This window comes from Sorangium sp. So ce281 (genome assembly GCF_051527395.1).
Classification (GTDB): Bacteria; Myxococcota_A; Polyangia; order Polyangiales; family Polyangiaceae; genus Sorangium; species Sorangium cellulosum_B.
This window is the reverse complement of the sequence record NZ_CP150322.1, coordinates 2,532,229-2,551,067: the sequence shown is the minus strand read 5'-3', so window position 1 is coordinate 2,551,067 and position 18,839 is coordinate 2,532,229. Positions and strand designations below refer to the sequence as shown.

The 18,839-nt window shown below is 71.0% G+C and carries 15 protein-coding genes; 10 read left to right on the top strand and 5 right to left on the bottom strand.

Features of this window, described 5'->3' with window-relative positions; genetic code table 11:
• Positions 1-80 precede the first annotated feature (80 nt).
• On the bottom strand, positions 81-1,814 hold the full coding sequence (locus WMF27_RS09810) for a hypothetical protein (protein ID WP_437944080.1): 1,734 nt from the start codon (positions 1,812-1,814) through the stop codon (positions 81-83).
• A gap of 208 nt (positions 1,815-2,022) precedes the next feature.
• On the opposite strand from WMF27_RS09810, the gene WMF27_RS09805 reads away from it, so the two are divergent.
• From WMF27_RS09805 to WMF27_RS09765, 9 genes are all read left to right on the top strand, one after another.
• Positions 2,023-4,311: a putative monovalent cation/H+ antiporter subunit A gene (locus WMF27_RS09805; protein ID WP_437944079.1), complete on the top strand. Its 2,289-nt coding sequence runs from the start codon at positions 2,023-2,025 to the stop codon at positions 4,309-4,311.
• 3 nt (positions 4,312-4,314) lie between these two features.
• A complete protein-coding gene (locus tag WMF27_RS09800; protein WP_437944078.1) occupies positions 4,315-4,734 on the top strand; it encodes a Na+/H+ antiporter subunit B in 420 nt (139 codons plus the stop codon).
• Positions 4,731-5,078 carry a Na+/H+ antiporter subunit C gene (locus tag WMF27_RS09795; protein ID WP_272101619.1) on the top strand — a complete coding sequence of 116 codons (348 nt, stop codon included), beginning with the start codon at positions 4,731-4,733 and terminating at the stop codon, positions 5,076-5,078. The genes WMF27_RS09800 and WMF27_RS09795 overlap by 4 nt, the downstream gene beginning before the upstream one ends.
• A complete protein-coding gene (locus tag WMF27_RS09790) occupies positions 5,075-6,586 on the top strand; it encodes a proton-conducting transporter transmembrane domain-containing protein (RefSeq protein ID WP_437944077.1) in 1,512 nt (503 codons plus the stop codon). Before WMF27_RS09795 ends, WMF27_RS09790 begins: the two co-directional genes overlap by 4 nt.
• On the top strand, positions 6,583-7,056 hold the full coding sequence (locus WMF27_RS09785; RefSeq protein WP_437769192.1) for a Na+/H+ antiporter subunit E: 474 nt from the start codon (positions 6,583-6,585) through the stop codon (positions 7,054-7,056). The genes WMF27_RS09790 and WMF27_RS09785 overlap by 4 nt, the downstream gene beginning before the upstream one ends.
• Positions 7,053-7,319 (top strand): monovalent cation/H+ antiporter complex subunit F, encoded by a 267-nt coding sequence (locus WMF27_RS09780; RefSeq protein ID WP_437769193.1) that lies wholly within the window; start codon positions 7,053-7,055, stop codon positions 7,317-7,319. The genes WMF27_RS09785 and WMF27_RS09780 overlap by 4 nt, the downstream gene beginning before the upstream one ends.
• Positions 7,316-7,891 carry a monovalent cation/H(+) antiporter subunit G gene (mnhG, locus tag WMF27_RS09775; protein WP_437769194.1) on the top strand — a complete coding sequence of 192 codons (576 nt, stop codon included), beginning with the start codon at positions 7,316-7,318 and terminating at the stop codon, positions 7,889-7,891. The genes WMF27_RS09780 and mnhG overlap by 4 nt, the downstream gene beginning before the upstream one ends.
• A 349-nt stretch (positions 7,892-8,240) precedes the next feature.
• A complete protein-coding gene (locus WMF27_RS09770; protein ID WP_437769195.1) occupies positions 8,241-8,909 on the top strand; it encodes a trypsin-like serine peptidase in 669 nt (222 codons plus the stop codon).
• A 334-nt stretch (positions 8,910-9,243) separates the two neighbouring features.
• Positions 9,244-11,088, top strand: a complete 1,845-nt coding sequence (locus tag WMF27_RS09765) for a sigma 54-interacting transcriptional regulator (RefSeq protein WP_437769196.1) — start codon at positions 9,244-9,246, stop codon at positions 11,086-11,088.
• Between the two features lie 42 nt (positions 11,089-11,130).
• On the opposite strand, the gene WMF27_RS09760 is transcribed toward WMF27_RS09765, so the two are convergent.
• Complete coding sequence (locus WMF27_RS09760) at positions 11,131-13,452, bottom strand: LamG-like jellyroll fold domain-containing protein (RefSeq protein WP_437769197.1); 2,322 nt, start codon at positions 13,450-13,452, stop codon at positions 11,131-11,133.
• Positions 13,453-13,840: 388 nt separating this feature from the next.
• Here WMF27_RS09760 and WMF27_RS09755 point away from each other — a divergent pair, with 388 nt between their 5' ends.
• A complete protein-coding gene (locus WMF27_RS09755; RefSeq protein WP_437944076.1) occupies positions 13,841-14,875 on the top strand; it encodes a ricin-type beta-trefoil lectin domain protein in 1,035 nt (344 codons plus the stop codon).
• Positions 14,876-14,884: 9 nt separating this feature from the next.
• Here the strand turns inward: WMF27_RS09755 and WMF27_RS09750 are convergent, their stop codons facing one another.
• The 3 genes from WMF27_RS09750 to WMF27_RS09740 all read right to left on the bottom strand — a co-directional run bounded on the left by WMF27_RS09750 (position 14,885) and on the right by WMF27_RS09740 (position 18,556).
• Entirely contained in the window at positions 14,885-15,979 is a 1,095-nt protein-coding gene (locus WMF27_RS09750) for a hypothetical protein (protein ID WP_437769199.1), read from the bottom strand.
• Positions 15,980-15,986: 7 nt separating this feature from the next.
• Complete coding sequence (locus WMF27_RS09745) at positions 15,987-17,537, bottom strand: serine/threonine-protein kinase (RefSeq protein ID WP_437769200.1); 1,551 nt, start codon at positions 17,535-17,537, stop codon at positions 15,987-15,989.
• Between the two features lie 194 nt (positions 17,538-17,731).
• Positions 17,732-18,556 (bottom strand): DUF1566 domain-containing protein, encoded by an 825-nt coding sequence (locus WMF27_RS09740; RefSeq protein WP_437769201.1) that lies wholly within the window; start codon positions 18,554-18,556, stop codon positions 17,732-17,734.
• Positions 18,557-18,839: the final 283 nt, after the last annotated feature.

Below are 18,839 nucleotides of genomic sequence, written 5' to 3'. Positions count from 1 at the left end.
TCGGCGCGGAAGCGCACTCCTGTGCGCTGAGCACCGAAAACGTCGAGATGGGCCCGTATCCGAAGCGGGTGACCGCCGCTCTAGAGCGCCGCCCGGTACCCCAGGTAGCGCCCGAACGCGCGCATCGCCTGGTTCCAGTGCTTGGGCTCCTTCACCAGCATCTCCTTCACGCCGACGTCGGCCAGCGCGTCGCCCACCTCGATCCACCGCGGCTCGCGCGTCAGCGCGTAGGCGGCGCCGAACACGGGCACGATCAGCAGGTTGAGGTCGGCGGTCCCGCTGTCGTCGTACGCGTCGGTCTCGCAGCCCCACAGGTACCGGAACGCGCGCCCGTCCGAGGTGATGGCGCGCTCGGCGAGCCAGCCTGCCGCGCGCGCGACCACCTCGCGGACGCGCGGGTCGCCGGTGAGCGCGTGGTAGTCCATGAGCGCGTCGACGAGCAGCGCGGTCATGAACGGCGAGCCGCCGCGCGGGCCGCGCTCGCACTCCGACGGGTCGGCGCGGGTCAGGTCGTGCTCGAACGCGCCCGACGCGCCCTGTTGCTGCCACGCGACCGTGCGATCCATGAGCCCGCGCAGCGTCGACAGGAGCTCCGGCCGCGGGTCGAGCGCGTAGTAGCTCGACAGGGTCATCATCACCCAGGCCATGTTGCGCTCGGTCACGCGCAGCACGTCTTCCCTTCCGCCCGTGAGCGCGGCCTGGTTCTGCCGGAGGGCCTCGCCCATGGCGAGGACCGCCTCCCTGGCCGCCGGATCGCCGGTGAGCAGGTAGTCGTCGACCATCCCCTGGCCGAGCATGCGCCGCAGGACTTGCCAGGCGAGGGGCGCCGCCGGGCTCCAGTCTTCGCGCTCGCAGACGTGGACCGCGAGGCGGCGATCGGGCGAGAACCTGAGCTCGTGCTGCCGGTACCAGACGGCCTCGGCGCGCGCGCGCCGGTAGCGCGCGGCGTCGCCGTTGCGGAGGAAGCGCTGGTAGAGCGCGTGCGGGCCGTCGTAGTACGTGCGGTACGGGGCCGAGCAGCTGACGCCGTACGCGTCGTAGGCGGGCGTCATGCGGGCGAGCGCGCCCTCGATGCCGGCCTCGAAGCCGGGGAAGCGGCGATCGTCCATGGCCGGCAGCTGCGGCCCGGACACCAGGCTCGCCGCGTACCACGACGGCGGCAGCACCGCCGCGATCGGCCCGTCCGGGTTCGGCAGGAGCGCCTCGTCGAGCACGGCCCCCCGAGGGATCTGGGAGGGCTGCGGGAGCTGGGTGAGCCGGGGGGCCGGGGGGGCCGGGCGGTCGGCGCGCTGCGAGGGTGACGAGGGCGGAGGGGCGCCGAAATCCAGCGTGTAGATCGCTCGTTCTCCGGGCGCGAGCGCGGCGCGGAAGACGAGGAGCGCGCTGCGGATCGAGCGGCCCCTGGGCCAGACCGCGAGCGGCTTCGCGCGGAGCGGGACCGCCGCGCCGCGCGCGTCGCGCAGACGGATGAACCGGACGTCGCGCAGCGCGCCCGGCGCGAACGGCACGGCCGCCGACACGACGGCCTCCGGCGCCGGCAGCGCCGCTCCCGGCGGGCGCTTCGCAGGCGCGGGCGCGCTCGCCGCGGCGTCGGCGACGAGCAGCAGCGGGACCGATTCCGCGGACGGCGGCGCCGGCAGCGCAGGCGCGGCGCGCGCCTCCAGGACGGCCCGCACGCACGGCTCGATCCGGCGGGCGGCGGGCGCCCGAGCGGGCGGACGGCCGCAGCTCGCCAGGAGGAGCGGCGCTGCGAGGAGCAGCGCCGCGAGCGGGTGACGGGCGGCGGGCCTCGCCTTGGCGCGCTGCGCATCCATGCCGCCTCCGATGCTCTGTGCCCGCCGCGCATCGCGGCAGAGCCATCGAGCGCGCGGCCGCAACGAGGCGGGCCGCTCGGCACGGCGCGCTCGCCCGATCGCGCTCGCCGCCGCGGGAACGAGGGCGAGCAGCGCGTCGAGCTCGCTCGGCAGGCCAGCTTCTCGAACGCCTCGGCCCCTCGCCGGCATCGAAGGGGAACCTGCTGCGATGCTGTGGGCTGTCCTGAGCGTGTTCGTCGGAGCGCTGCTGGCGCCGGCCCTCTACCGCGGGCTCGGGCGCCCGGCCGGCTGGCTCTTCGCGGCGCTCCCGCTCGCGGTGCTCGTGCTCGCGGCGCGGCTCGCCCCGAGGCCCTTCGCCGAGGGGCAGGCCCATCACGCGTCGCTGCCGTGGATCCCGTCGCTCGGCGTGGAGCTCGCGGTGAGGCTGGACGGGCTCTCGCTCGTGTTCCTCGGGCTCATCTGCGGCATCGGGGCGCTGATCTTCGTGTACGCGAGCGAATACCTGCGCTCGCACCCGCGGCTCGGGCGGTTTTACGCCTACCTGCTCCTGTTCACGGGATCCATGGCGGGCCTCGTGCTCGCCGACGACGTCATCTTCCTCTTCGTGTGCTGGGAGCTCACGAGCGTGAGCTCGTATCTGCTCATCGGGTGGGACCACGAGCGGCCGGAGGCGCGCAAAGCCGCCTTGACGGCCCTCCTCGTGACGGACGGCGGCGGGCTCGCCCTGCTCGCGGGCCTCGTCCTCCTCGTCGTGGTCACGGGAGAGACGCAGATCTCGCGGTTCTCGGGGGACGTCGTCCGCGAAGGCCCCCTGTACCTGCCGATCCTGCTCCTCGTCCTCGCGGGGGCCTTCACGAAATCAGCGCAGGTGCCCTTTCATTTCTGGCTCCCTCGGGCGATGGAGGCGCCCACGCCGGTCAGCGCCTACCTGCATTCGGCCACGATGGTGAAGGCCGGCGTCTATCTGCTCGCGCGCCTGCATCCCACGCTGGGCGCGACGCGCGAATGGCACCTCGTCGTGACGGGCTTCGGCGCCGCGACGATGGTGGCAGGCGCGGCGCTCGCGGTCACGCAGAAGGACCTCAAGCGGATCCTCGCCTATTCGACCGTGAGCGTGCTCGGCCTCCTCACGATGCTCCTCGGCATCGGGACCCGGGCGGCCGTCTCCGCGGCGGTGGTCTATCTGGTCGCACATTCGCTGTACAAGGGCGCGCTCTTCATGACCGCGGGGACCCTGGACCACGAGACAGGGACCCGCGACGTCACCCGCTTGCGGGGCCTCGCGCGGCGGATGCCGATCACCGCGACGGCGGCCGTGCTGGCGGCGATCTCGGGCGCGGGGGCGCCGCCCCTTCTCGGCTTCCTGTCGAAAGAGCTCTTCTACGAGGCCGTCCTGGCGCCACCCTCGATGACGGCGCTCCTCGCCGGGGCCGCGGTCCTGTCGAGCGCCCTCCTGGTCGTGGTGAGCTTGATCGTCGCCCATCGCCCCTTCTTCGGGGGTTCCCCGGCGGCGCCCGCGCTCCCCCACGAAGCGCCGCTGTCCTTGTGGCTCGGGCCTGCCACGCTCGCCGCGGCGAGCCTCGTCCTCGGGGTGGCGCCGCGGCTCCTCGGCGACCTCCCGGGCGCGGCGGCGACAGCGATCCTCGGCCGGCCCGCGCCGCTCGAATTGCACCTGTGGCACGGCCTGACCCCCGTGCTCGGGCTCAGCGTCGCCACCCTCCTCGCCGGCCTCGGGCTCTTCCGCGCCCTCTCCGGCCGCGAAGGGCGCCTCCTCGACGCCGCCGCGCGCCTCGGGGCCTGGGGCCCTGCGCGCGTGTACGACGCTGCCTTCGCGGGGCTCCTCCGGTTCGCGGAGTGGCTGACCGGGCGGCTCCAGACGGGGCATTTGCGCCGATATCTGCTCGTCACGGCCCTGACCACGGTCGTGCTCGTCGGGACGCCGCTGCTCCGGAGCCTCCCTTTCACGATCCCGTCGCTCACGGTGGAGCTCCCGGAGCTCGTGCTCGCGGGCGTGATCCTCGCGTCCGCGGCCATGGCGACGCGCACGCAATCGCGCCTCGCCGTCGTCGCCGCGCTCGGCGCGATCGGCCTCTGCGTCATGCTCGTCTACGTGATCTTCAGCGCGCTCGATCTCGCGCTGACGCAGATCATGGTCGAGGTGCTGACGGTCGTCATCTTCGTCCTCGTCCTGCACCACCTGCCGCGCTTCGTGCCCCGATCCCCCGCGCGCGTGTGGATCCCGGACGCGATCGTCTCCGTGATCTTCGGGGCCACGGTGACCCTGTTGATCCTCATGTCGTCGACGCTCTCCCCGGAGCCGATCCTGCGCGAGTTCTTCGTGGCGAAGGGATACCCGGAGGCCCACGGGCGGGACATCGTCAACGTGATCCTCGTGGATTTCCGGGCGATGGACACGCTGGGCGAGTCCACGGTCCTCTGCGTGGCCGGGATCGGGGTCTATGCCCTGCTCGCGACCCGCGCGCGGAAGGGCGCCTGAGCCATGCCCTCCTTCATCCTGCGCGCCGCCACGCCGGTCTTGATGGTGCTCCTGATCATCGTCTCGATCTACGCGCTCCTCCGCGGTCACAACGAGCCCGGGGGCGGGTTCCTCGGCGGGCTCATCATCGCATCGGCGTTCTCGCTCCACATCCTCGCTCACGACGTCCCCTCGACGCGGAAGCTGCTCCGCGTGACGCCCCAGACGCTCATGGGGCTCGGGCTCTCGACGATCCTGCTCTCGGGCGTCATCGGGCTCGTGGACGGCGGATCCTTCCTGCAAGGCGTGTGGGCGACCGTCCCCGTGCCGGGGCTCGGCGACGTCGCGGTGGGGACGCCGGTGCTGTTCGACGTCGGCGTGTATGCCGCCGTGATGGGCATGGTGCTCATGATCCTCCTCATGGCCGCGGAGATGAGCGCATGACGGTCCTCCTCGCGATCGTCGTCGGCGGGCTCTATGCGTCGGGGCTGTTTCTCATGCTCCGGCGCAGCATCGTGAAGCTCGCCTTCGGCCTCGTGCTGCTCGGGCACGGGACGAACCTCCTCATCCTCACGGCAGCCGGCGTCGTCCGCGGCCGTCCCCCGCTGATCCCCAAGGGGGAAGGGGCCTTCCACGCGCCGCCGGCCGATCCGGTGGCCCAGGCGCTGATCCTGACGGCGATCGTCATCAGCTTCGCGGTCGTCGCGTTCGCCGTCGTCCTCCTTCATCGCGTTCATCGGACGATGGGCAGCGACGACATCGACTCTCTCGAATCGACCCGCCCATGAAGGTGCTCCTCGTCCTGCCCGTCCTCGTCCCCCTGACCACGGCGGCCCTCTCGCTCCTCTCCTTCCGGCGCCCGGGGAGGCAGCGCGCGCTCGGGCTCGTCGGGAGCGTACTTCAGCTCGCCGTCGGGTTCGCCTTGCTCCGCGCCGTGCACCGGGGAGGCATTCAATCGACCCAGCTCGGGGGCTGGCCCGCGCCGTACGGCATCACCTTCGTGGCCGACCTCTTCTCCGCGCTGATGGTCCTGCTCTCGGGCGTCATCGCGGTCGTCACGTCGATCTACTCCCTGTCGGACATCGACCGCGGGCGGCGGGCGCACGGGTTCTACCCGCTCATGCACGCGCTCCTCATGGGGACGAACGGGGTCTTCGTCACCGGCGACCTCTTCAATCTGTACGTCTGGTTCGAGGTGACGCTGATCGCGTCCTTCGTCCTCCTGGTGCTCGGCAACGAGCGGCCGCAGATGCAGGGCGCGATCAAGTACGTCGCGATGAACCTGATCTCGAGCGCCCTCTTCCTCACCGGCCTCGGCATCCTCTACGGGTCCGTGCACGCCCTCAACATGGCTGACCTCTCGCTCAAGCTGCCGAGCCTCGCGCCGCCGATCCGGTTCACCCTCGCGATGATCTTCCTCGTCGCGTTCGGCATCAAGGCCGCTGTCTTTCCCCTCTTCTTCTGGCTGCCGGACTCGTATCACACGCCCCCCGTGACGGTCACCGCACTGTTCGCGGGGCTCTTGACGAAGGTGGGTGTCTACGCCCTCGTGCGCAGCTTCACCCTCCTTTTCGTGGACGACCGGGAAGCCACCCACGCGCTCCTCCTCGGGATCGCGGCCTTCACCATGGCCGTCGGCGTGCTCGGCGCGGTGTCCCACCGGGAGGTCCGGCGGATCCTCGCGTTTCACAGCGTGAGCCAGGTCGGTTACATGGTCATGGGCCTCGGCCTGTTCACGCTGTCGTCCCTCTCGGGGGCGATCTTCTTCGTCTTGCACCACGCGATCATCAAGTCGAACCTCTTCCTCATCAGCGGGATCATGCAATCCGGGGGGAAAGACGCCCGCCTCGACCTCCAGGGCGGGCTCCTCGCGCGGAGCCCCGGGCTCTCCGCCTGCTTCCTCGTCACGGCCCTCTCCCTCGCCGGCATACCGCCCCTGTCGGGGTTCTGGGCCAAGCTCATCCTGGTGCGATCGGGGCTCGAGGTCGGCTCGCGAGGGGCCGCGGCCGTCGTCGCCACGAGCCTCACCGTCGGCCTCGTCACCCTCATTTCGATGACGAAGATCTGGAACGAGGCCTTCTGGAAGCCCGCGCCCGCCGGGGCCGACCTCGCCCCGCGCGAGAGCGGGACGCGGCGTCGCGCGCTCCTGTACGTGCCGGTCGTCCTCTTGACCGCGCTGGGCGTCACGCTCGGAATGGCGCCCGAGCCGCTCCTCGCCGTCGTCCGGCGGGCCGCAGCGCAGCTCGCCGATCCGACCGACTACGTGCGCGCCGTGCTGGGGGAGGGTCGCCCATGAGAGCCCTCGTTCTCAATCTGTTCCTGGCGATCGTCTGGGTGGGCCTGACCGGCCGCGCCACCGCAGGGGGCCTCGTCTTCGGCTTCCTCCTCGGGTACCTCCTGCTCCTCTGGCTCCGGCGCCTGATCGGCCCCACGACCTATTTCGAGAAGCTGCCAGGGGTGCTGTCGTTCATGCTCTTCTTTGCGAGAGAGATGGTGCGGGCGAACCTCAGGGTCGCCCGCGACGTCATCTCGATCCGGCGAAAGAGCCGCCCCGGCATCGTCGCGGTCCCCCTGGATCTGACGACCGATCTCGAGATCACCGTGCTGACGATCCTCCTCGCCCTGACGCCCGGCACCTTTGGCCTCGACGTCTCGGGCGACCGCACGGTCCTCTTCGTCCATGCGATGTTCGTGGACAGCGCCGACGCGCTGCGCGCGACCATCAAGAGCGACCTCGAGCGCCGCGTGAAGGAGCTCTTCCGATGACCCCGATCTTGCTCGTCGCGATCGCCGTCGTGACGGTGGCGTTCGTCGTCGCGTTCATCCGTCTCCTGCTCGGGCCGAGCCTCCCCGACCGCGTGGTCGCCATGGACCTCATGGCGACGGTCGGCAGCGGGGGCATCGCCCTCTACGCGATGGTGACCGACCACGGCGTCCTCCTCGATGCGGTGATGGTGCTGTCGCTCATCTTCTTCCTCGGCACCATCGCGTTCGCGTACTACGTCGAGCGGCAGGGGGAGGCGTCGTGATCCTCGAGTTCGTCGAGGGCGCGCTCCTCGTCGTCGGATGCATCTTCATGCTGCTCGCGGCCGTGGGCATCCTGCGCATGCCGGACCTGTTCACGCGACTCCAGGTGACATCGAAGGCCTCGGTGTTCGGGATGACATGCATCATCTCGGCCTCCGCCCTTCATTTCTACGACCCGGCCGTCACCACCCGGGCCATCGTCATCATCGCGTTCGTGGCGCTGACGATGCCCGTGGCGACGCACCTGCTCGCTCGCGGCGGTTACACGACGAGCACGCCCCTCTCGCCGGAGACCGTGGTGAACGAGCTCGCGGCGCATTACGATCCGACGACCCACACCCTCGCCGGCACAGAGCCGAGGACCCGCACGTTCGAGCTCGTGCCCGGGGCCGCCGTCGTCGGCAAACATATCGCCGAGCTCGGCCTGCCCGCCGGCGTGCTCATTCGCGCCATTCACCGAGAGGGCGGGACCATCGTGCCCCGAGGCCAGACGATCCTCGAGGCCGGCGACAGGCTCGAAGTGCTGGTGGAGCCGGCAGAGCTCGGCCGCGCGCGCGAGATCTTCGAGGCCTAGCACCGCAGCCGCACCTCGACGCCCCCGGCGGCCGGCGGACAGGCGTGTTTGCCAGGCTCGTCATCCTCTCTTATCCTATGCGGTTCGTCCGCCTACGCCGCTTCCATGCGGCGAGCCGGGACGAGTCGAGCTGCACAGCAGCACCGGCGGTGGCCACGGGTTCTCGATCGCGGACATCGGCCACGGGACGATCGCGATCGCCCCGGAGCCTGTGACATCGGGCGAGGTGACGCCGGGCAGCGCCTCCCTCGCGAGGAGACCCGGCGGAGGCACGCCGGATATCGTGTGTGCCACGGAGGGTCGCGAGGATATCGCGTGCCACTCGGAGCTCGAACCCCTGCAGGGGCCTGTGGCGCGGCTGAGCTTCGTGAGAGACGGGGGCGTATACCTGTGCACGGGCTGGCTGATCGCCACCGGGGACGCCCGCAACACCACGCTCATCACCAACAACCATTGCATCAGCACCCAGGAAGAGGCAAACACACTCGAGGCCCGCTTTGGTTACCAGAGGCCTATCTGCGGAGACCCGATGGTGGCGGCAGGCGTGAGCGTCGGGGGCGGCTCCCTCCTGAAGACGAACAGCCGGACCCGCACCCGGTCCAGAGGCGGCCTCGACTACACGCTGATAGGGCTGCCGGGCAACCCCCAGGCGACCTGGGGCGCGCTCACCCCGACGACGAAAGCGCCCAGCGTCGGCGATGAGATCTACTTCCTTCAGCACCCGGGCGGACGCCCGAAGGAAGTCGGCTACTGGAAGGATGCTGCGCATACCCTCCCCTGCGTGGTCAACGCGATCGATCAGACCTACTCCGGCACGGTCACGAGCTCGCAGATCGGCTACTCGTGCGACAGCGAAGGGGGATCGAGCGGGTCGCCGATCATCGATGCCGGGTCTGGCAAGGTAATCGGCCTCCACCACCTCGCCAACGTCAGTTGGTTCACCTGCAGGAACGGAGGAACAGAGATGTCCGCGATCTGCGCGGACGCCGGCGCCCTCATCAGATGCGCCACCGATTGAGTCGAACGAAGGCTCCACGCGTCTCGCCCTCCGAGGCGCCCTCGGCGTAAAGCCCCGCGCGCCTCGGCCCCGGGACTCGCGGCCGCCGCCCTGCGCGAGCGCGACGAGGCCCGCCCGCCCTCACGCCGCGGTCGAGCGACGGCGGCGCTCGACCGCGCCCGGCGTCGTGATACGCGTCGCCTCCCCGCGCAGGCGCCCGGCACCGACCCCTCCGCCGGGCAACCCGCCGCTGGACGCCAGCGGCAATCGAGGGGTATCCAGGTCACCATGATCGCGAGGGCGGGTTCACGGAGGCGGCGCGCGCGGGAGGCCGCTCGGCACGGAGGGCGATACGGTGGGTAAGTCGCCCGCGAGCGCGAAGACCCAGAGCCTCCACCGAGGTGACCTCTCCGGCGGCGATCTGGACGCCGCCGCATATCTCCTCGTGATCGACGGCTCCTCGTCGCGGCGGTTCCCGCTGCCCAGGGAGGGGGTGCTCTTCGTCGGCCGCTCCACCGACGCGGAGATCTGCGTCGCCGCCGCCGCGGCGTCCCGGCGGCACGCGAAGTTCCTCGTCGCCGACGGCGAGGTGCAGCTCATCGACCTGAAGAGCCACAACGGCACGCTCGTCAACGGCGAGCGCCTGGAGGGCTCGCGCCTCCTCTCCTCGGGCGACGTCGTCGCGATCGGCGACGCCCTCCTGATCCTCCGGCGCGAGCCCCGGACGCCGGACCGGGCCACCGTCGACACGGGCCGCTGGCGCCGGCGCCTCGAGGAAGAGCTCGCGCGCGCAGGCGATTACGGCAGACCGCTCGCCGTGGCCGTCGTGTCGGCCGGCGGCGGGAAGGACAGGGAGGCCACCGGGGTCGCGGCCGCGGCGGCGCTGCGGCTCATCGATGTCCTCGCCTGGAGCGGCGGCGCGCAGCTCGTCGTCCTGATGCCCGAGCTCGGCCCCGAGGCGGCGCGCGCGGCGACGCTCGATCTCCTGGAGGCGCTCGCGCCGCTCGCGCCGGAGGCCCGGGGCGGCGTCGCGTCGTACCCGGCCGACGGCGGCGACGCCGAGACGCTCGTCTCCGGCGCCGCCGCGGCGGCCGCGATCGCGGGGCCGGGCGCGGTGGCCCTCGCCGCGGACACCGCCGTCCGGCACCGCGTCGGCGAGCGGGAGGTCGTGCTCGCGGATCCGGCGATGATCCGCGTGTTCGAGCTGATTCGAAGGCTCGCGGCGAGCGACCTCTCGGTGCTCGTCCTCGGCGAGACCGGGGCCGGCAAGGAGAACGCCGCGGCCGCCCTGCACCACTGGTCGGCGCGGGCGAGCAAGCCGATGATCACGCTGAACTGCGCCGCCCTGCCGGAGACGCTCGTCGAGAGCGAGCTGTTCGGGTACGAGCGGGGCGCTTTCTCGGACGCGCGCGCGCCGAAGCCCGGCCTGCTCGAGCGGGCGAACGGCGGCACGGTGTTCCTCGACGAGATCGGCGAGCTGCCGCTCGGCGCGCAGGCCAAGCTGCTGCGCGCGCTCGAGGCGAAGCGGATCACGCGCCTCGGCGACGTGCGCGAGCGCGAGGTCGATTTCCGCGTCGTGGCCGCGACGAACCGCGACCTCGAGGCCGAGAGCCGCGCGGGCCGCTTCCGCGAAGACCTGCTCTTCCGGCTGAGCACGGCGGTGGTCGAGCTGCCGCCGCTGCGGCACCGCCCGCGCGAGGTGCCGATCCTGGCGCGCCTCTTCCTGGCCGAGGCGCGCGCCCGCGGCGGCAAGGCGCCGCTCGAGCTCTCGGAGGCCGCGCTGTCGACCCTCGCGTCCTACGCGTTCCCGGGCAACGTGCGCGAGCTGAAGAACGCGATGGAGTTCGCGGCGGCGACCGCGGAGGGCGAGGCCGTCGAGCTGTGGAACCTGCCGGACCGCATCGCGGGGCGAGGGCCTGCCGCGCCGGCCGGCGAGGGCGCGCCGGCCGGCGGACGCGCGCCGCCCTCGCCGCCGGGGGCGCCGTCGTCGCCGCCGGGCGCGCCCTCGTCGGCGCCGCGCTTCCGGCCGATCGCCGAGGAGCTGAAGGAGCTCGAGCGGCGGCGGATGCAGGAGGTGCTCGAGGCGACCGGCGGCGTGCAGACGCGCGCGGCGGAGCTCATCGGGATGCCGACGCGCACCTTCGTGTTCAAGCTGAAGCAGTACGGTATCGCGGTGCGCCCGGCGAAGCGGCCGTCCTGAGGGCGCCGGGTACCCGGCGCGCTCCGCCGGGGCCCGGTCCCCTCACCGGGCGCTCGCCCGGCCGGACAGGGATACCGGCTCGCCCAGGAGGCTCACCGCCACCTCGTGAGCACCGATGTCGTGGGTGCTCTCCTGGGGACGCGGGGTGCCGAAGAAGTCCTCCTGGACGTCGGGGAGGAGCGTCCCCTGGTTCCTGAGGGGTGAGCCGCCCAGCAGCCGGAAAGCGTCGGGTTCGGTGCCTTCCTCGTGGACGAGCAACGGGTCTCCGATCACGTCGCTCGCGCTCTGCCCCGATCCCCCCGGCGAGGAGCTCCCGTTGCCGCCGAACCAGCTGTTGCTGGCGAAGTCGATCCTGACGGTGTGACTGAACCTGGTCAGCGGCCTGTCGCTCCTCAGCTGGTAGAAGATGTTGTTGACGACCTGCGCTCGCCCGCCGGCGGCGGAGGGCGCGGGGCCCCGGATGCCGAACAGCTCAGCGTCTCCGGAGCCAACCACCGTGTTGTTCTCGATCCTGGTTCGACCCATGTCGCTCGGCCCCGTGCCGCCCCACGCGCTCAGCTGGAGGACCGTGCGGCGGGGGATGGCCGAGGGGCCGGGGCCGACGACGATGTTGTTCCGGACAAGGTTGTTGTCCAGGAAGACGTCGCCCGGGTTCTCGTTGGCGAGCGAGATCCCTACCGCGGCGGCCGGGATCCGCAGGTCCCCGGCCCACGTGCAAGCCGTCACGCCGGCGGGTCGAGCGGGGCAGCTCACGCCGTCCGGGCAGTAGGGCCTGTGGAACGCCGGCTCGCTCAGCGAGTAGATGAAGTTGCGCTCGATCGTGGAGTCGGCGAGGTTGCTGAGGTAGAGGTCGACGCTGTAGTTGTCGTGAAGCACGTTGTCGGCGACGTGGTGGTTCGTCCCGTAGGCGCCGATGCCCTCCCCGAAGTTCTCGTAGATCGTGTTGCCCACGACCACGTCGCCGCCCCGCGTCAGGTTCACCGCCGACGGCCACCCGCCCTGGTGGCAGAACTGCAGCTTGTCCGCGTTGATCTTCACGTTATCGTAGACGACGTTGTTCTCGAACCGCATATGGGTCGACTGGTGCCCGGGATAGACGGCGCCCTTGAACGAGCCGTGGATCGTGTTCCCCGCGATGCGGATGTGCTTGCCGCTGCTCGACCCGTCCCACTTCCAGAGGTTGATCGCGGCGCCCTTCGCGTCGCGCATCTCGAACCCGAGGATGTCGTAGTACGCTCCTCGGATCTGCAGGATGTTCTCGTTGCCACTCCCTCCCAGGCTGCCGTCGAGCACGACCGACTCGCCGGGATAGGGCTGGAAGACGATGTGCTCTTCCTCGGTGCCGAGGTGGTCGAGCTTCACCGGGCTCGCGCTGTCCGTGAAGTAGGTGCCGCCGCGGACGTAGACCGTATCGCCGACCTGCGCCGTCTGCCCCGCCTTCACGAGCGTCTTGAAGGGTTTGGCCAGCGTGCCCGGGTTCGTGTCGAGCCCGGTGGTCGCGACATGGTAGATGTTCCTGGTGAGCGCCTTGACCTGCGCGGCGGTCAGCGCGACATCGTAGAGGCGCACCTCGTCGATCGTCCCGGCGTAGGCGTTCGAGGAGGGGTGATTGCCGATGACGATGGGGCGCGTGGAGTCTTGCAGCGCCCGGGGCTCCGTCGAGACGGTGGCCGACGCTGCCAGGGCGCCGTTCACGTACAGCGAGACGCGCGTCCCGTCGTAGACGCCCGCCACGTGCGACCACACGCCCGGGGTCGCCGGAGCGGCGACGGTGACCGTCGTCCCCCAGGTCCCACCGGGAAAGGCGACGCTGAACCGGAACTGACCGTCCTGGAGGTGCAGCGCGTACGAGTCCATCGCGTACCACTTGTTCACGAGGGTCCGGAGGCCCGAGGTGCTCGACGGCTTCACCCACGCTGCGGCGGTCATCTGCGTCGTGAAGTGGAAGGCCGGGCGGTCCGGGATCTCGATGCGATCGTCGGCGCCGTCGAGGGCGGCGCCCCGGTCGACGCGACCTGCGCCGCACCCCGCCCCGTTGTACCTCACGCCGTTCGCGCCGTTGCCCGAGTCGTCGATCACGACCGTGCTCGAGCAATCCTCATCCAGGTGCCATAGCGCGACCGGCGACGGCGGCGATGCCACGAGCGGAGCCGAGGCCCCGGCGACCGGCTCGGCCGGGAGCGGCTCGCCCGTGTCCGCGCAGCCCGCCGCGACCACCGCCGCGAGGGCCAGCGTGGCCCGGCGCAGGAGCGATCGCCCTGTCCGCCGCGCGGGGGCCGAGAGGACGCCCGCGGCGTCCAACGGGGCCGGACGCGGCGTGTCGTTCCTGTTCCCTGTCCTCGAGGAGCCATATTGAATATGCATCGTGCTGTCTCGCTGTGGCGTGTTGAGCTGCAATCCGCATTCCGCTCTGGCAACTCGCGGGCCAGGTGGCGGCGTCGGGGCAGCGCGCGGGCGCAGCGCCGGTCACGCAAACGTTGCTCACCGCGCCGCAGAGCGAACGCAAACGTTGCTCACCGCGCCGCAGAGCGAACGCAAGCGTTGCTCGGCGCCGGCGCGCCCCGCTCGCTGCCCGGCGCGCGGCACTGCACAACGCTTGCGCTCGGCGCTGAACAGCGCGATCGGCGGTGAGCTGCTCGCCCATCCGACCTGGCACAGTGGATGCTCTGGCGCTCCAGGCGAGCCGAGGGAACGGCGCTTCATCACCGAAGCGCGCCGCACCTCAGGGGCATGCGACAGGAGATTCATGGTCATGAAGAGCGTTGTAAAGAGCATTGTGGGGCGTCGCTTCTTGCTGCTTGTGGTCGGAGCCAGCCTCGTCGCCACGGGGTGCGCGGTAGCGGCCGACACGGAGGCGGGCGATCCTTCGGAGGACGAGGATGGCGCGGTGGCGGAGAGCATCGGCGATGCGGACGAGGCGCTCGAGATCGTGGATGGATCCGGCTCCACGGGAGGAGCCGCCGTCGAAGATACCGGCAGCAGCTCGGCGTTCTCGCTGGTGAGCATGATGCACGGCCGCTGCCTTGATGCGCCGCAAGCCGTGGACGGGACCCACGTGTTCATGTGGGACTGCATTCCGGGGAACGCCAACCAGCGCTGGAGCTACAACGCCACGACTGGCGAGCTAAGAGTCCACAATGACATGTGTCTCAACGCCTTGGGGACGAGGCGACTGAGCCCGATCGTGGTGAAAGATTGCCGCAGTGGAGGCAACATGAAGTGGGATGTCGTCCTCCCGGGCCGGGTCATGCTGCGCGGGATCACGGACGAGTATGGCCGCTCGATGTGCATCGACATCGGCTATCAGAACCGCGACCTCGGAGCGCCGCTGCTGCTCCAGTACTGTCACCGCGGGGAGAACCAGGAGTGGCGCCGCAGCGACTCGGGGATCGGCGGGGCCACCTTCAACATCGAGAGCGAGATCGGCCTCTGCGCCGACCTCAACGTCTCGTACCCGGGGGCGTCACTCCAGCTCTGGGCCTGCTCGGGCACCAACGACAACCAGCGCTTTACCCGCACCGTGAACAGCGAGCTTCTCATCCGCGGCAAGTGCCTCGACGGCGGGAATCTCCAGCCGGGCGACGCGCTGAACGCCACGGCCTGCGACGGCCGCGTCAGCCAGAAGTGGAACCGCGACCTCCTGGGGCGGCTCGTCTCGGTCGGCAACCCGGCGATGTGTGCGGACGTCTGGGAAGCCAGCTCGTACGGCGGCGCGAAGATAAAGATGTTTCACTGCCATTCCGGCACCAACCAGAAGTGGTACTATAACCAGATCGCCAATCCGTGAGACCGTCCTTCACCACGCCCCTTGCACCCCGACCCGCGCCGGCGAGACGTCGATTCCCCAGCGGACAGCGCCCGTCGTTTCTGGCCTGTCCTTCCGCGAAGGTGCGGTGACGAGCAGCACCACGCCTCCCGCCGCCAGCACGCTGCCGACCACGAGCGCTGCCGTCGCCCCGTTCCCGAGCTGCATCGCCTGAGCGCGCAGGTCGAGCCCGATCTCGTCGCACGTGTTCCGCGCGTCGCAATGCCCCTCCTCGTTGCTCGCGTTCTTCTTTCCGGCGGCGAGCGCCGCCAGCACCCCGGTCGCCCCGAGCCCCGTGGCCCCGGCGGCGACCGCCGCGATGCCGACAGGCCATTGCCAGGGGTGCGCCGTTGGGGCGAACATCGCGGGCGCGGGCATCGCGGGCGCGGGCATCGCGGGCGCCGGCGTCACGGGCGCGGGCATCGCGGGCGCCGGCGTCACGGGCGCGGGCATTGCGTGCGCCGGCGTCACGGGCGCCGGAGCGGCTTGCTCCGCCTCGAGCAGGGGCACCTCCACGCGCGCGTGCGCGCCATCCTCGCCGATCACGACCCTGCGCGACCAGGGGCGATGCCCAGGCGCCTTGGCCTCGATCACGTGCTCGCCCCTGTCGACCGCCAGCGCCGCCGCCCAGACGGCGGCGCCGAGCGCGAGCCCATCGAGGGTGATCGAGATCCCTGGCAGGCGGCGGACGGCGTCCGGCAACTCCACCGTCAAGGTCGCGAGCGTCGGCCTGAGGGCGACCAGCTTCCTGCCTGCAGCGGCGGCGCGCTGAGCCTGACCGGTGCGGCTCGCCAGCGCCTCCACGAGCCCGTACTGCGCCCACGCGCTCGCGAGCCGGCCCTGGGCCTCGTAGCACCTCGCGAGCGTCTCCTTCGCGCCGAGCGCGTTGGGGAGCATCTGCGTCGTCTGCTCGAGCTTGGGGCAGGCGCTCGCGTAGTCCTTGCTGTCCATCTCCACGACGGCCTGCTCGAAGAGGGACTGGGCCGCCGCCATCGTCCTCGGATCGGCGGCCTGCGCGCCCGCGGTCGCGGGGACGAGCAGCAGCGCCAGGGCGAGCGTACAGGCACGGGACGGTAGGCTGGTCACGATCACATCACCAGAGGCTGGGCCGCGGGGTCGTGGAGCCCGGCGCCCACGGCCGCGCAGACGGCGCGCGCGCGGCGGCGGGCGCGGTAGGCGTGGCGGGCGCGCTCGAAGGAGCGAGGGCTTGCTGCGAGGCCCTGCCCGCGGCGCTCGCCGACGTGCTGGGTGCGGGAGGCGCAGGCGCCGCAGCTTGGACGGGCGCCGCAGCCTCGGCGGGTGACGCAGCTTCGGCAGGCGACGCAGCTTCGACAGGCGTGACGGCCACCGGCACCGCCGACGCAGGCGCCACAGCAGTCCCGGACGAGCGACCGCGGACGAACAACCATGCTCCGCCGCCCAGGACCGCGAGCGCCACCGCCGCCCCGACGGCCATGGCCACTGTCGTCTTCCGGCGCGGAGCCGGCGCAACTCCGGTGGCCCTCGGCGCCTCGTGGGTGGGCTCGCGGAGCGCCGGTGTGGGCTCAGCGACAGCGACCGTCGTGCTCGGCTCGATGATCGCAGGCGCGCTCTCCACCGTGGCCGCGAACGGCGCGGCAGGCGCCTCGATCGAGAGGGTCGCCATCGTGGACGAAGGGCCGGTGGGCGCTGCGGACGTCGGCTCCAGCGCCAGCGAAGGCACACCCGCCGGCTTCAAGTCCGGCGTCGACGCCGCGCGGGGCCGCGCCGGATGGGCGATCGTCGCGCCGGGAAACGCCGCGAAGGCGGCCAGGGGCAGGGCCGCGCGCAGCGCCGCGGCGAGCTCGCCGATGCTCTGGAACCGCTCCTCGGGCGGCTTGCGCATGCAGCGCAGGATGACCTCCTCGACGGACCGCGGAAGGTCCGGCCGTAGCTCGGACGGCAGCGCCGGCTCTGCCTGCAGCACCAGCGCGGCCAGCTTGAGGACGGTCTCGGCTTCGAACGGCCTTCGGCCTGTCACGAGCTCGTACAGCACGACCCCCATCGCCCAGATGTCGGTCCGTTCGTCGACCGACTTCGAACATGCGACCTGCTCGGGCCCCATGTACATCGGCGACCCAAGCATGGCGCCCGTGGTGGTCAGTTCCACCTCGTCGACGCCCGTTTGCTTGGAGACCCCGAAGTCGAGGACCTTGATGCTCGGGCTGCCGTTCGGGCGGCGGATCAGGAAGAGATTGGCAGGCTTGAGGTCGCGATGCACGATCCCGGCCGCGTGCGCCTCGGCGATCGCATCGCAGGCCTGCAGCACGAACAGCGCGGCGTCCTCGACGGGCAGCGGCCCCTTCTCGCGGACGAGCTCGCGCAGGTCGCTGCCCTGGAGGTACTCCAGCACCATGTACGGCGCCCCCGCCTCCGTGCGGCCGACGTCATGGACCCGGGCCACGTGGTCGCTCCGGAGGCGAGCCGCGGCGCGCGCCTCGCGCACGAAACGCTCGACCAGCTGGGGCTGCTCGGGCGTGGAAGGCAGGAGGAACTTGATGGCGAACAGCTCGCCCAGCTCGAGGTGGCGGGCCGCGACGACGAGGCCCATGCCACCTTTCCCGAGCACGCGCTCGACCCTGTACTTGCCAAGGAGGACATCACCGGTCTTGACGAGAGTGTCCATCGAGCAGGCGCGGGTCGGGGAGGGCAGGCGTGGGACCCCGGAAGAGAGCCGCTGCCAGGGGACAGCATCCTCGCCCTGGCAGCAAGGGGTCAGCTCGACAAAAGGGCCAAGAGCAGGCGAGGCGACCCGCAGCCTGCCTTCCGGCCGCATGTCCAAGGCCCCGCGCCCGGCGAACGGCGCTCGATGGGGCCGAGTCACGGGACGTCGTCGGGTTCGCCGTGAACACAGCGAACGAGGCCGGAGTCCGATGGCGGCCGGCTGACGGTGTAACCGGCCCAGAAATTCAGCCCCCAGACCTCGCTTGAGTAGGGATAATCGTCCGACGACCAGTACGCTGCATTGGAGGACAGATCTGGACCGCGGAACAACTCTGGGTCGATCACTGGATAGGCCCTGGCATGGTCCACGATCGTGTGCAGCTCTTGAAGACTGGGGAGCCGCCATGGCTTGCCCCAGTCAAGCGTCAGCTCGTCGCAGTGACCCACCGCGGCATCTCGGGTGAAGGTGCTCGTGTCGGCGTTACGCTCCCACGTCAGGCCCGTTCCCCTGTCTCTCACGACCTCCACGCCTTCCACGTCCAACTCGTATTCGTGACAGGCTCCGCTCCTCGGTCCTGCCGTCCGAACGCAACGAACGCGATGCCGCTCCTTTCCCATATGACACTTCCCGTCCGCCTCGGCTTGCTCCGAACACGTATCTTTCCCGCAGATCGCGACGTAGCCGTCATCAACGTGGACGCACCACGCTTGCGGAGAGGAGCGTTCCGCAATGGGCGTCGACCAGAGGAAATCTTCATCGACCGTCCCTGTGAACAGCGGGATAGCCGGAAAGTGGTCCGGGATAGCCGGAGAGTGGTCTTTATAATTCACGATCGAGACCAGCTCGATGCGTGACGGCAGCCGCCAGTCGTCATATCCCTCCAGCTCGGAATTCTCGCAGCGCTTCTCTGCGTCCTCCCAGGTGAGCTCATCCGGTTCCGCGACGAGCGCCCATAGAAGCGACGTCTTCGGATCGAACACCGTGTAGTCCATCTTGTTCGCCGCGTCGCTCTCCCACCGAGCCACGTCGAGGTCCGGGTGCCAATGCGCCCAGTTGATGTCATCGCAGGCAGGTGCACCTCCGGCCCCTCCTGTTCCTTCCTCGTGGGCTCCGCCGGTACCGCCCGTCGAGCCTGTCGAGCTCGTGGATTCCCCTCCGCCCGTTCCGCCCGTCGAGCTCGTGGATTCCCCTCCGCCCGCACCGCCCGTCGAGCTCGTGGATTCCCCTCCGCCCGCACCACCCGTCGAGCCCGTCGAGCTCGTG

What these genes read in the sequence shown, in the direction of transcription:
- WMF27_RS09780 (WP_437769193.1), top strand. Translation starts at nt 7,053, where the DNA reads ATGACCCCGATCTTGCTCGTCGCGATCGCCGTCGTGACGGTGGCGTTC.
- WMF27_RS09805 (WP_437944079.1), top strand. Translation starts at nt 2,023, where the DNA reads ATGCTGTGGGCTGTCCTGAGCGTGTTCGTCGGAGCGCTGCTGGCGCCG.
- WMF27_RS09800 (WP_437944078.1), top strand. Translation starts at nt 4,315, where the DNA reads ATGCCCTCCTTCATCCTGCGCGCCGCCACGCCGGTCTTGATGGTGCTC.
- WMF27_RS09760 (WP_437769197.1), bottom strand. Translation starts at nt 13,452, where the DNA reads ATGCATATTCAATATGGCTCCTCGAGGACAGGGAACAGGAACGACACG.
- WMF27_RS09795 (WP_272101619.1), top strand. Translation starts at nt 4,731, where the DNA reads ATGACGGTCCTCCTCGCGATCGTCGTCGGCGGGCTCTATGCGTCGGGG.
- WMF27_RS09790 (WP_437944077.1), top strand. Translation starts at nt 5,075, where the DNA reads ATGAAGGTGCTCCTCGTCCTGCCCGTCCTCGTCCCCCTGACCACGGCG.
- WMF27_RS09745 (WP_437769200.1), bottom strand. Translation starts at nt 17,537, where the DNA reads ATGGACACTCTCGTCAAGACCGGTGATGTCCTCCTTGGCAAGTACAGG.
- WMF27_RS09755 (WP_437944076.1), top strand. Translation starts at nt 13,841, where the DNA reads ATGAAGAGCGTTGTAAAGAGCATTGTGGGGCGTCGCTTCTTGCTGCTT.
- WMF27_RS09785 (WP_437769192.1), top strand. Translation starts at nt 6,583, where the DNA reads ATGAGAGCCCTCGTTCTCAATCTGTTCCTGGCGATCGTCTGGGTGGGC.
- WMF27_RS09810 (WP_437944080.1), bottom strand. Translation starts at nt 1,814, where the DNA reads ATGGATGCGCAGCGCGCCAAGGCGAGGCCCGCCGCCCGTCACCCGCTC.